Source organism: Peredibacter sp. HCB2-198 (assembly GCF_045999315.1).
GTDB lineage: Bacteria > Bdellovibrionota > Bacteriovoracia > Bacteriovoracales > Bacteriovoracaceae > Peredibacter.
Window position 1 is genome coordinate 795,422 of the sequence record NZ_CP174607.1, and the last position, 12,833, is coordinate 808,254.

12 protein-coding genes are annotated in these 12,833 nt (G+C 40.9%); 5 read left to right on the plus strand and 7 right to left on the minus strand.

Annotated features, from left to right (window positions below):
- Positions 1-14: 14 nt before the first annotated feature.
- Together ACJVC5_RS04050 and ACJVC5_RS04055 are read right to left on the minus strand one after the other, a co-directional pair.
- A complete protein-coding gene (locus tag ACJVC5_RS04050) occupies positions 15-251 on the minus strand; it encodes a hypothetical protein (RefSeq protein ID WP_408098106.1) in 237 nt (78 codons plus the stop codon).
- 12 nt (positions 252-263) lie between these two features.
- Positions 264-770, minus strand: coding sequence for a hypothetical protein (locus tag ACJVC5_RS04055; RefSeq protein ID WP_408098107.1), 507 nt, complete (start codon positions 768-770; stop codon positions 264-266).
- A 140-nt stretch (positions 771-910) separates the two neighbouring features.
- On the opposite strand from ACJVC5_RS04055, the gene ACJVC5_RS04060 reads away from it, so the two are divergent.
- From ACJVC5_RS04060 to ACJVC5_RS04075, 4 genes are all read left to right on the plus strand, one after another.
- Positions 911-3,427 (plus strand): LamG domain-containing protein, encoded by a 2,517-nt coding sequence (locus tag ACJVC5_RS04060; RefSeq protein ID WP_408098108.1) that lies wholly within the window; start codon positions 911-913, stop codon positions 3,425-3,427.
- Positions 3,428-3,488: 61 nt separating this feature from the next.
- Entirely contained in the window at positions 3,489-3,983 is a 495-nt protein-coding gene (locus ACJVC5_RS04065; protein ID WP_408098109.1) for a hypothetical protein, read from the plus strand.
- On the plus strand, positions 3,970-4,959 hold the full coding sequence (locus tag ACJVC5_RS04070) for a Rieske 2Fe-2S domain-containing protein (protein WP_408098110.1): 990 nt from the start codon (positions 3,970-3,972) through the stop codon (positions 4,957-4,959). Before ACJVC5_RS04065 ends, ACJVC5_RS04070 begins: the two co-directional genes overlap by 14 nt.
- A gap of 2 nt (positions 4,960-4,961) precedes the next feature.
- A complete protein-coding gene (locus tag ACJVC5_RS04075; protein WP_408098111.1) occupies positions 4,962-5,369 on the plus strand; it encodes an Mpo1-like protein in 408 nt (135 codons plus the stop codon).
- Here the strand turns inward: ACJVC5_RS04075 and ACJVC5_RS04080 are convergent.
- From ACJVC5_RS04080 to ACJVC5_RS04100, 5 genes are read right to left on the minus strand one after another with little or no spacing between them, the layout of a single operon-like run.
- Positions 5,356-6,318, minus strand: coding sequence for a TauD/TfdA family dioxygenase (locus ACJVC5_RS04080; RefSeq protein ID WP_408098112.1), 963 nt, complete (start codon positions 6,316-6,318; stop codon positions 5,356-5,358). The genes ACJVC5_RS04075 and ACJVC5_RS04080 overlap by 14 nt on opposite strands.
- Positions 6,315-7,280 (minus strand): lysylphosphatidylglycerol synthase domain-containing protein, encoded by a 966-nt coding sequence (locus tag ACJVC5_RS04085; RefSeq protein WP_408098113.1) that lies wholly within the window; start codon positions 7,278-7,280, stop codon positions 6,315-6,317. Before ACJVC5_RS04085 ends, ACJVC5_RS04080 begins: the two co-directional genes overlap by 4 nt.
- Positions 7,281-8,375: a Rieske 2Fe-2S domain-containing protein gene (locus ACJVC5_RS04090; RefSeq protein WP_408098114.1), complete on the minus strand. Its 1,095-nt coding sequence runs from the start codon at positions 8,373-8,375 to the stop codon at positions 7,281-7,283. It lies immediately after the preceding gene.
- Between the two features lie 56 nt (positions 8,376-8,431).
- Positions 8,432-10,579: an MMPL family transporter gene (locus ACJVC5_RS04095; RefSeq protein ID WP_408098115.1), complete on the minus strand. Its 2,148-nt coding sequence runs from the start codon at positions 10,577-10,579 to the stop codon at positions 8,432-8,434.
- Between the two features lie 21 nt (positions 10,580-10,600).
- The gene (locus ACJVC5_RS04100; protein WP_408098116.1) at positions 10,601-11,875 is read right to left on the minus strand and encodes a hypothetical protein; all 1,275 of its coding nucleotides are present in this window, start codon (positions 11,873-11,875) and stop codon (positions 10,601-10,603) included.
- Positions 11,876-12,097: 222 nt separating this feature from the next.
- Here ACJVC5_RS04100 and ACJVC5_RS04105 point away from each other — a divergent pair, with 222 nt between their 5' ends.
- Positions 12,098-12,823 carry a DUF5020 domain-containing protein gene (locus ACJVC5_RS04105; RefSeq protein WP_408098117.1) on the plus strand — a complete coding sequence of 242 codons (726 nt, stop codon included), beginning with the start codon at positions 12,098-12,100 and terminating at the stop codon, positions 12,821-12,823.
- Positions 12,824-12,833 lie beyond the last annotated feature (10 nt).

Genomic DNA, 12,833 nt, shown 5'->3' on the forward strand with positions numbered 1-12,833 from the left:
TGAGAAATTAATCTTTAATAAGCATCTTCGAGATGGGCCTCTTCCTGATTTTCCGCCTTCATAATGTTCGTCACCTGATCATTCAAAAGATCAGTCGTAGAATTATCATCATCATTCGTTCTAGAAGAATTCATTTCGCCCAACATATCTGTATCGGCCTTGATTGCATTCTTAGTATCTTTAATTAACTTCGCATTAGCGAAGACTTGGGCCGAAACAATGAGAGCTAAAAGAGTTAAAACAGTTTTCATGGAAATCCTTTATTAAAGTACAGGCTTACAAGTTAAAATAGTCGCCATTCCGGTTTTGATGATTAAATCATCATTTCCATCAACCACTGTGTTAAGTTCTAGTGAACCTGTATATTCTTCAAGGCGTTGCTTGAAAAAAGTACGTTTAAACTTTGGATGAATGCTCAAATTCGATGAATAATTTGAGTTCTGAATACGTGCCCCAGAATGAATCTCATATCCAAATGAACTTGTTTCCTGAGTGGCCCCAAGATCTTTTACCTCTAAGTTTCTGACTTCACCTGATTTATCTAGAAATTTAATCGAAAGATCTGAATTTAATCTTCCAGCAAGACCTTTATCGTTCTTAGCATTTATTTTATTTTTAAAACGGATGTACATCTTAAAGGCCTTCTCATGATCGGCCAGACGATCCGAACTCTCAATTTTGCAATCGAGCGCTGAGAATGTTGTCTCATCAGCAGCAAATGCAGCTAGAGAAAACATGAGTAAGAAGACCGCCAAAAGTTGTTTTTTCATGGGGCCATTATTTCATTAAAGATTGCAACGAGTATGGACCATTGAAATGATTTCTCTGATGACCAAAAATTAGGCATTAAAAACTGAGTTAGTCTAAAGCTTAAAGTATTAAGCCCTAGGGATTTCGACAGGCTAACCATTTGAATCCAAAGAACTATAAAGTAAAAATTAACAAACGAAAAACCGATAACTATAAGGTGAAGTCAAACCTGTGGTTCGCCTTACTATTTTTAGTTGGCTGTAATAGTCCCATTGGAAATGGGGACATCACCGTTACGTTTAAAAACAATCCGGTCACTGATTCAACCTTGCAACCATTCATTCATCAAATCCCTTTCACAACTGGCACTGAAACAAACTACGTTCTGAGTGATGCAAGTAAGATTGAGATCAATGGAAACCTCGTTCGCTTAAAACCAAAAATTTTTATAGATCAAGATTCATCTCCAACGGGTTTTGGGAGTGGTCTTCTTCGAGGTGTGACATGGGACTCTACAAAAAATGTTCTTCGCTTGAATTCAACGACCAACATTTTCGAACACGGCATTGATTGGTCTCCCAAAATTGCAAATGTCATCGCCTACTATAAATTGGATAGGGCCAATTACACCACCGCCTGGGCAGAATTAGAGGATAGTGGTCCCTACGCTCTACACGGAATTTCCTCAACCAGCTTTAGCAATGGTCCCGGAAAAATCAACGGCGCCGCCTATTTTGATGGAACAAGGTATGTAGGCACACCTGACTACGATCAATTAGAAGGTCATCAAAAATTCTCCATCGCCACTTGGGTGAGACCCACAAACTTAGCGGTCGGGATAGGCCAGGCCGTTGTTGCGAAAAGAAACGATTACAACAATGAGCAAAGTTTTGATTTTTTCTTCTATACCGGTAATAAACTTAACGTGGACATTGATGGCGCTGACAACCGTTTTGAAAGTAGGTTCGTGTTTGAAAATGATAAATGGTATCACATCGTCGTCACTTTTGATGGGACACAGCCATCCAATAATCGTGTCCGCCTCTATGTGAACGGACATCTCGATACGATTGCTACTGAAAACGCCACTGCTATTCCCAACTATAGCGCCTACCTCCTGTTTGGTAACATGGGCGGTGGCCCGTATGAATTTTATGGTCAAATTGATGAGGTCGTCTTCTGGAACGAAACTCTGAATTACGACGAAGTCATGTATATGTATGCCAAACAAAGTCCCCAAATCGCGGGAGGTTTTGTCTCGCGAGTTTTTGACTCACAAGAAACCAGTCCAGTCTGGCCATATTTATCAGCGGTCACACCACTTCCCTTCAACAAAGAGATTCCGGGAACCAATGGCAGTGAATTGGCCACAAGCTATTCTGAAGTTTCACCAAATTTAATGAATGGCATTCTCTCTTATTGGAAACTCAATGAATTGGTAGACGGTGGTCCTAATAGCATCGTCGACTCTGTAGGAACAAATCACGGAACAATTTCTGGAACTTTGGAACTTGGCGACTACCGTGGGATCTTCTCTCGTGCGACGTACTTCTCAGGAGGAAAAATCTCGGCCAATGGAGGCTTTTTAAATAACTTACCTGAATTTTCCATCTCAACATGGGTATCACCTTCTTATACGGTGAATGGAGGCGGAGGTAGCGAAGTATCCATCATCGGGAAAGATGAGCAAATTGAGATTGGAATTCAAAGCGGATATTTCTGCGCTAGAACCGCCATAGATAACACCACGATATGTGCACCAACGACTGCGAATACAGGTGAATGGACACATGTTACGGTGACTGGAGACGCTTCTACATTCTCTCTCTATGTAAATGGAGTTCTCGTTAATTCAACTCCTCACACTGGTCCCACTTATGGAGCGAATGCAAGTGACTTTAATATGGGCAGTGATGTTTGGACCATAGGATCTGGTCGCTATGTTGGTTTAATGGATGAAGTAGCAGTGTGGAATCGGGCCCTAACTCCAAATGAAATTAAAAATCTTTATCGCCGAGGCGGGCAACAACTTCTCTATCAAGTAAGAAGTTGCGCTAATCCGGACTGCTCAGACCAGGATGGAGCTTTTGGTCTTGGTTGGAAGGGTCCAAACGGAGATGAAATTTTTCATTTCTCAGAAAACCATAATTCCAACCTTGGGTCTCTCCAAATTCCATTCTTAAACTTCGCTCCGGTCTCGCTTCCTAACCGCTATTTCCAATACAAGGTGGTCTTCACTTCCAATGATGTTAACAATCTCTGTGATTATGGATCGGGTCCTGCGATGTGCTCGCCAGAGTTAAAATCTATTACAGTTGGACCAAGCTACACAACATCTGCTCAAACCATTACCACAACACTTCCAGTGACTGCTCCTTACGAGAGTCTAAATTTAAATGGATTTGTGCAAACATTAGGGGCAAACGGTTGTGCTGGCCAGGCCCGATACTCTCTCTCTTCAGATGGAACAAACTTTTATTATCATGACGGTTCGAACTGGATTCAATCGAGTACTGATTGGGTAGAGGCCAATGATGCCATCTCTCTGGGACTGGTCTTTAATACATTCCCGACTGCCATTGGGACTGGAAACCTTTTTGTGAAGGCCCATTTGCAATCGAATGGTGCTCAAGCCTGTGAAATTGATAATCTTCAGATTTCGGGTATAAAACCCTAGTCATTCACTCCGGATAACTTGTCTACCTTCAAAATATCCTGGAATGCGATAAAATTTCTACATGAGCATTCTTCAGTCTAAATTCACCAGAGCTATTCCGAGTCGAGAGAGTCGTGCTTTTCACATGGAACGTAATCGCATTTATACTCCGGATAAGTTCCAAAATTATAATGACTGGTTTTATTTTATTCATGTTGATCCATTCACGCGCTGGATTCACGCTATTGGAATGGTGATTGGTGTTATTCTCTACTATTTCTCGGCCTATGAATTATGGCTAACAGGATTTAGTTTTTCAGTTGTCGTAAAATTCTTAGTGGGTGTTTTCTTTTTCTACTTCTTACCTCTGATTAGCCACTACATCTATGATGGTGGAAGTGCCAAATCAACTCCAGATAGATTTCATTCCACCCTTATTCCCGTGATTCACATCAATCTTCTGACCCTGACCGGGCGATATGATAAATGGCTCAGGAAATTTATGGTGAAATATCCTTTTACTCGTGAGGCCTGGCAGCTTGAAGAAACCGAAGGAAATGAGCTTGTTCGAAAGTAATAACGTCGAAACTCAACCCCTTAAGGAAATGAATATCTTTAATAACTGGAACTCAGTTGTTGAGGCCTGGTATTGCGTTGGTGAAGAATCCGCTCTAAAAAATAACATCCTCTCCACTCAAGTAGGAAAACAGAAACTTGTGATCTTCAGGACAGAGTCTGGAAAGATCCATTGTTTGGACGCTTTCTGTTCTCACATGGGACTTAATCTCAGTCTAGGAACAGTGGTAAAAGAAGAAATTCGCTGCCATTTCCATCACTGGAGTTTCAAAGGCGATGGAACTTGTAGTAAGCAAAAGGACCTTAATTCCTACCCGGTGGAAGTTCGTTACGGTCTGATTTGGATTTGGGCAGGAAAAGAGGCCAGATACCCTCTTCCTCTTCATCAAGACCTTCTGGAGAACTACACCTTTAAAAAAGGCCCGCTCTACACCAGGCCTTCTCACCCCCATATTAGCCTTTTAAATGCATTGGATATTCAGCATGTAAACACTGTCCATGCTCTAGACTTGAATGTAACCGCCAATCACCATGAGGCCCCAGATCAGAGTTACATACACTATGACTTCGAGGGAAAATTTCTCACTAAAGAAAAGATCTTTCTTACTGGTGGAGGTTATCGTTTTTCGGTTCGTTATGCTGGAGCAACGGTAGGATTCTTAAAAGCTCTGGAAGGAATTAAACTTTTCGGCATGATTTCTTTTCCTACGATTTATGCGACTTTTGGCTATCGCCCAATCAATCATGATCAAACAGCCATTCAACCCATCTTTCTGACTCCCAAAAGAAAAGGTCTTTTAGGTTGGTTGAAATCCAAACTACATCTCTTTATGACTGAGATGATTTATAACCGTTTAAAGAATGAAGATGGTGAAATTTACGAGAATATTCGTTTCAATCCTAACTTCACACCGGAAGATTCAAATATCGTCAGTTTTATCGCTCACGTAAACCGACTTCCTAAATCGAAATTTTAAAAATGAAAGTTACTAACACTCGCGAAGAAAGAAGCCAGAATATTCTTACGCTTCCTCCTGAGAAATTTGATTCATACTTTGATTATTACGTTTATATTCATCTAAATACCAATGTGGTCATTCTTCATTGTGTCGGTATGCTTTTAGGATTTTTCTTCCTTGCCTTGACCATTATCAAGATGAGTTGGATTTATCTTCTTCTACATTTGTTCACCTTTAACATTATTCCCCTTGTCTCCCATTGGATTTACGACGGGATCATGACTCCAACTGCAAGTGGAGCGCCCTTTATCAGCATCTGGTACGCGATTCGTATTAACATGTGGTATTTAACGGGAAGACAAAAAAAGATCGAACAACAATTTATCGAAAAGTATCCATTCACAGAAGCTTACTTTAGACAGAAGTAAATTCGCCCTCTTCTGCCAAAGACACTAGAATCTTTCGCTTACCGAAGTAAGGATTTCTTCCATGAGCAGTCCTGGTATTATCGAGATAAAGAAGGTCCCCTTCCTGCCAATTAAACTCCACCTGATTCTTCTCATAGGCATCCACGATCAGAGAAATGTCCTTATCACTTAAACGGTTTCTCATTCCTGTGGTGGCACTCATATCAAGACCACCTGAGAGAAAACGGATAAGCTTAAAAATTGGAGTTATGAGTCGTCCCCAAATCCGTGAATGAACCTGAAAGAAATGAAACGAATTAAACCATGCCCCCGATTGATTCATGGCCGGTAGCTTGGTTTTTAAGATCACTGAACCATCAGTGAGCCACTCTGGTTCATAATGATTCTGACGACAGTATTCGTTCACCACCTCAGAGTCTGTGGTCTTAAAGACAAACTGCCAGGTACCCATCTTGATCATGGGATTGAAAATGCCTAAATATTTGCGGGCCACTGTATAGTTTTTGAGATGACGATAATAGATGATCCCTTCATTCAAAAGTTTTGTACGGATGCTCTCTGGGACATCTTGAAAAACTTTTCTAATGTCAGCGATCGGAGTTTGTCCGCCTATCAAAGGAGCTGTCTCACAGTAAAAGAAAATTTTCTTTGGAAAGCGCTTTCGGTAGGCCATTTCTGAATGCATAGGTATTTTCAGAAAAAAAGGCATTTCGGTAGAAGAGTAAACATTAGACCCTAATTTTTTTCGCGGAGATGTTCCGCCGGTGTAATCCAGGAGATCTTTTTCAGAGACAATGGTTTTGATATATTCTTCCAATGAATCTCGAGATTTAATGGGAAAATTTCTCAAAAGAACCGCCGCATGATCACGAAAGAGAAATTCATTCTCTCTTATCCAAGTCTTATGATCTTTGATGGTCGAACCATCTACGACAAAAGGAAACGTCATTCGGATTTCTTCTTAAACTGTTTAATCTCTTCAATCGTTAGACTCTGCTTAAAAACGACGATCATAAAAATGACGCCCAATAATATCTGAGGGCCAATGGTCGACATTCTCATGGCGGTCACAATGGAAATCATATCGTTTAGGGGAATCTCACCACTGAAGATAAGTGGGGCACCAACCTCTGCTAACCCTGAAGCACCAGGTGTCGGCATAAGTAACATGTACGACAAGAACAGCATCACTTGGCCAAATAAGAAATTCGGGGCCGAATAATACTGCATGCCTTCGTACATAATGAAAGAAACTGAGAGGAAGTTCATTAATAGAGTGATTAACATGATAGGAATCATCAAAACTTTTCCATTGGATAAGAGAGTTCTGATTTGACCTGTGAACTTATCTAGAAACTTCACCTCTTTAATAAATTTAAACGGCAAATAAGACAATATTACGAGACTTGCAAAATAAATCGCAATTCCAGTCAAAACCTGAAAGACCTTTTCTTGTAGGACAACGTTTTGTATTGGCCCCTGAATATTTAAACTAAAGATTGTAATAGTCGTGATGGCAGAGATAAGAATAATAGTAAATGAACGGACGAATGAAACGGAGAAAGACTCCACTAAAGGATGGCCTTTTCTATAATAGTACCATGCCATGGCCGGGGCCCCTAAAATCGCCATCGGAGAAATCCATGCGAATAAAAGATTCAAGGCAACGCCGCCAAAGCACTCTTCCCAACTAAAATTTAAGTTGAAGACTTTTCCAATGAGTTTCATACGAAGCATATCAAAAAGATAAAGCAGAAGATTCACTAAAAAGATAAAGACGACATTCTTTTTAATAAGAAGAAAACTCAGAGTGTACGAGTTTCCCTGAAATTGATAAATAGCTCCACTGATCTTGTCTCCAAGCATAGTGAGAACCAGCATGATGAGAATCAGAAAGAGGATTTTTTTCATCTATGGGTCAGTAACTTCGTTTTCACCGATACGGCTTCTTGACCAAATGGAAGGTTTGATCACTCGGTTTACGAAGGAAATCCATCGGGCCGAAGCATTATCAATTTCAGGCAGAAGGCCACTGTGATTAAACCGAAGATTCTTATAAATCACTCGCCCATCTTGAAAGGCAAGGAACCACATCAAGACCTTATGAACGCGAATGAGCGCCCATGAAAATAAATATCCATGAAGGCCTTTGCGCTTTTCAGTCACCATAATTGGCCAGACCACTGTTTCGCCTTTTTGGGTAAAGGTCTGTGAGAAAATAAAGTATCCACAGGGAAGCGGGAACTTTTTAAAGAGTTTAAGGTCTATCATGATAGTAAGAAGTCCCAGACATCCATCCACAAATAAGACCGAACTCTTCCACTTATCGCCCAGGAAGAACTTTTGAATTTTACCTGAAAGTGTCTGATCGAGAACTTTCCCGGTGAAGGTCACTTTGAAGCGGGTGCCTTCTTCTTGGATGGCAACATCCAAATCCAGAGGAAGTTTATGAACTGAACGCATGTGTTGTTCATCAATCGAATTCATCATCGTGATATGAGGATGAGCAATTCTGCGAAATGGACTGAGATCTGTAAAAAGAATTTCTTTGCCTTTCAGGTCATCAATTTCAAACACCGAACCTGAAGCTTCTTTATCTGAATAGACCCAAATAAATCCGTACTTCTCTTCAACTGGATATGAGTTTACCGATTTACCGTTCTCCACTTTCTTTTTAAGACAGGGAATATCAACACACTTTCCCTTCGAATCAAATTGCCACTCGTGAAAGATGCAAGTGAGATTTTCCCCTTTAACTTTTCCTTCAGCGAGACTCATTCCCATGTGGGGACAAAACTTATCTAAGGCATGCGCCTTGCCACTTTCAGTTCGATAAAGGGCAAGCTCATGGCCACAAATTTTAATCGGAAGGGCCTTGCCCTTTTTCAGTTCTTTGCTCTTACAAACGACATACCAGCCTTTCGCAACAACATCCCAGTTATTGAAAACCTTATGCGGGCGGATTGGTTGGGTCGTTTGATTAATTTCAAAAAGCATTTCTTTCATGTAACAAGTTTATCATGTGAGTACATGCACAAGGAGGCGGAAGGAAATACCTATGCTTATTGATCGGACTTGCGCGTGAGAAGACCTTTAAAACCGAAAAGATCTCCGACCAGATTAATAAAAAAGCCCAAGACGAAAAGAGTCCCTAGAATTTTCATTGGTTTAAGGGTTTGGAGAAGGAACATGGCACTGGCCATAATCATAACCAGAGTCACCATAATACTGGCACGAGCACGACCTTCAATCCCTCTTTCCAAATTCTCGTCATCAGTCAGCATGTACTGAATGGCATTATCACCGGCCAGACCCACCATGACCGCCAGGAAAATGGAGGTAATAAGAGTCACAGGAATCTGAAATATACTAATGATCGTAAGAATAACCAAAGGCCCCATGAGAGAAGATAGAACCACTGCCCAAAAGTGTTGAAGCTTTCTTACTGTCCATAAAAGATATGTAAGAATACCCACTACTAGAATAATACTTACTGCAAAACTTTCGATCATTGTGCGAGAGATTTTTTCACCATACTCCAAATACACCACACGCTGGCCCGCAATTCGGCATTTGTCCTGACAAATGGGTAATATTTCATCTCGAAATTTTCTTAGTGAGTGAAGGTCTTGTTCCTTCAAATACAAAGGAACTCTTAAAGTGTCAGCGTTCGAATAGTATTTCTCCCATAACGGAGTCATACTCAGTTCGCGACGGATGAGCTCTTGCTTTAGAGGTGGAAAATCTCGGGTCCATTCCCGGGCCATCTCTTCCGGATCCTCTACTCTTGAGACCATTGGGGAAGATTTAATCTTATTTAAAATCAATTCTTGATCAGAAATTGAAGGTCTACTCGGGAAATACAAATAGACCTGACCTTGCCACCCAAATTTCTTCTGGAAGTCTTCATATCCCACTCTCATCACATGGTCTTTGGGAAGATTGAGAACTGGCGAGTCCTGATCATTCAAGAAAAAGAAAGCAGGAACTGAAACCACCATAAGTGCCATGAGAAGCTTTAAACACCATCCAGGAAGATTAAATTCTTCAATTTTCTGTGCCCACTTACTACTCAGGGCCTTCTTAGGATTGACCCAAACTTTTTCTTTATTAAGTAACTTTAAAAGGGCAGGTAACAAAAGGAACAACATCAACCACTCTGCGACTCCACCAATGGCGGCACCATTTCCAAAACGTTGAATGAGGGACAGGTCTGAGGTGTTTAGTGAAAGAAATCCTACGATGGTTGTAAGTGATGTGAAGAAACTCGGCCTAATTAATTTTTTGAGACTGTCCTGATAATTGCCAGTCATTTGATACTGAGTCACAAAAATAAAGTCCGCGGTTCCAGAGACAGCAGTCATCAAAAACAAATTATTAGTGAGAATATCTATTGGCATCCCAAACAGGGCCATAAGTCCATATAAGATAATTCCAGAACCAACCAGAGTCAGAATAAGATATCCTCCACTCCTCCAGGTTCCATAAACTACTCGCATAAAAAGTAAAATCACAAGCAAGACTAGCATGCTATAAATACTGTCCCTCTGCATGATTTTTCTAAAGTAGTAACGAGAAGTGGCCAGGCCCAAATAGCGGACCTTAACGTCTTTAAACTCTTTCTTGGTAAAAGTATCCGTATGATCCATTAAGCTTTGGATCTCTTTTAAGTTAGCGCCACTATTTGTAAATGAAACGTCGAAAACCAGGTCCTTGCTACCACTTTTAGAAACAAGATGCCGAAAGAATGATTCTTTAAATACTTCTGAAAGATGAAACTCTGATTGTGGATCAAGCGTACATGGATCATTCAAGGTCTTCGGATACCAGAGTTTTCCATCCTGCATTTTTGGGGCACGAAGGGACCAAAGAGAAGTAACATTTTTAATGTCTGCAAGCCGGTTGAGTTCACGGCTCCAGTTGAGAAGTTTGCAGACTTCGCCAGACTTCGGGATGTCGCTAAAATTAAAAGCGACCAAAACCTGTGCCTGATCGCCGTAATATTCCTTCATCTCAAAAAGATCAATGCTACTTTGAAAATTTGAATCATAGACATCATAGATGTCCAATTCTAGTTTGGTGAATTTCAATCCCCAAGCACAGATACCGATGACTAAGGCGAAAAAGGCAACAGTGAGGCCCGCTCTTTTTTGCACAAAGAGGAGAACACATTGAAAAAGCGCTGATGGATCAGAGAATGGTTTCTTCACTCCCTAAATTATCAACTGGATTTAGTGCCAATGCCAGTTCTTTTGATGGTCCTCATGAGTATGAAGATAAGAGCCAGGCCTGTAATACTTATCGTAGAAATCCAAATCAAGATGATGGGCCTGAAGATAGGTAAGACAGTATGTAGAAGGCAATGTCCCTGGAAATTTACCAAACTTTTGGTGAATGTATTCGGCCTGAAGAGCAACACATTCAATAAACTCTTCCGAATGGATCTTCGCACTTTTTCTTACCAGTGGTGATTCTTTCCAAGGGCCAGGGGTCTCTTCGTTAAATGGTCCATTGGGACCAAACTTTCTCTCCACCACTGCTTTAACAGCGGCCTTCATATCAGAATAGTAAGGAGGACAGAAGGCCTCAAACACTCCAGGGATCCCCACTGGATTCGGAAAGACCCAATCATCCCTGGTGACTGAACTAAATCCTAGTCCTTTGTTCCGAGGATCGCCGCTCACACCAAAAACGGAATGACGGTCGATTCCATCATACATCCATCCTCCAAGTCCCATCGCCTGAAGAATCAAGGACCCCGCGTAACAAGAGGTAGAGATTTCAACGGTTCCTTCACCCAAAACAATTTGTTCAATATAAGAAAGAGGAAAGGGATTCTTTAAATCGACAATATCTTTATATTTATCAAGGCCAGGAATCGGCTCGTGATGAAAATCATTATAAACACCATAACCATTCTGAGCGAGATAACAAAGCATCAGCACCATGTGCTGGGCCAGATCGACCACAGGTACTACAAATAAGCTTCCGGGACAGTTTGCAATCCACAGATTGTGACTTTCAATATGAGGTTCTTCTACCGGAATCTGAATTCGCTTATCTGAAAGTTGCTTTATCTGACTTCGATTATAATCAAGCCAATCTTCGACATTAAGCTCATTGGCCATGGTTTTAGTTTTCGCTGCAGGAGCATTACGATTATTCAGAAAGAAGACCCCAGAATCATCAGAAAAGAACAAGGTACTGGTATGAAATCCAGCAGAGGAAGGAAATGTTCGCCCTCCTGCGCTTCCCGCATAATTTGGTAAATCAGGAGCGTACTTCTGATTAAAAGGTATAAGGTGATTCCAACCAGTGTTACCTGCCATCGCCGAAATAATCAGTGTTCGCTCAATTTCATTTAATGGCTGTGGAGGCTTTTGTGATTGAAAGGCCAATGGACCAGAGTCAATTGAAGAACCTACTGCAAACCGACGAGATCTTCTTCCCATGATCGCATGCATGAGTGAAAAACTTGCAACTTGCTCTATCGCCTTCCTCGACATACCCACCTCCAGTATCTCTATTGAAAAACGTATGAGATTCATCAACAAGACCAGCTGCCAATTACTGTTGAGAGAAACAGTTGTTCTACTGAATAGGCATTTTTTACCTCCGCATTATTACTTACTTAGATAATTAATCATTAGTTTAAAAAGTTAAAAAAATGTTCATTAAGCTTTGATTTAGGTTTCCCGATATTTTGAAAAAATTTTTCAAGGAAAGTCATGAAAATCATTTGGACTCTGTTGGTGCTGTTGTCTTTTGTTGGCGAGCTTCGAGCAGCAGATTGGTCGGAAACAAACATCCAATATCTTCAAGGAAGCAACTATCTTCGACCTAATACTGATCGCTACTCCCAATCTCTCATCACGGTCGAACACATAAGTGGCTGGGCCTACGGTAACAATTTTTTCTTCTTCGATATTCAAAGTCCCGATACTCAAGACAAGACCGTGACTTACGGAGAAATTTCACCGGCCTTTAGTCTTGGAAAAATGGATTTGGTAAGAGTGAAAGATCGCTTCGTAAAAGATATTTTACTTCAGCTTAACCTGGAGTTCCCAACAGGACCTGCAAGACGAGCAAACCTTTCAGGCGTGACGATAGAATGGCAGAATCTTTGGTTTGATTATCTCGCAACTCAATTCTTATATCGTGATGTTTTAGGTGTAGAGGGAACAAGTCAGCAACTAACGATTGTTTGGAGCAAAGTTTTCGGTCCATCTAATTGGCCCATTCGTTTTAACGGCTTTCTGGATTGGACAGGGGCCGAGGGACACATGCGCGAGAACTTACAAATGCAGCCCTCTCTTCTTCTTGATCTTGCCAAGAAAACTAATAACAAAGTCCCTCTGAGAATCGGGATGGAGTACAACTTTTGGCAAAACAAATACGGTATCAGAGGTCTGAATCAAAGTGTTCCTCAATTTAAAGCAGTATGGATTTTTTAAGGGGTGAATG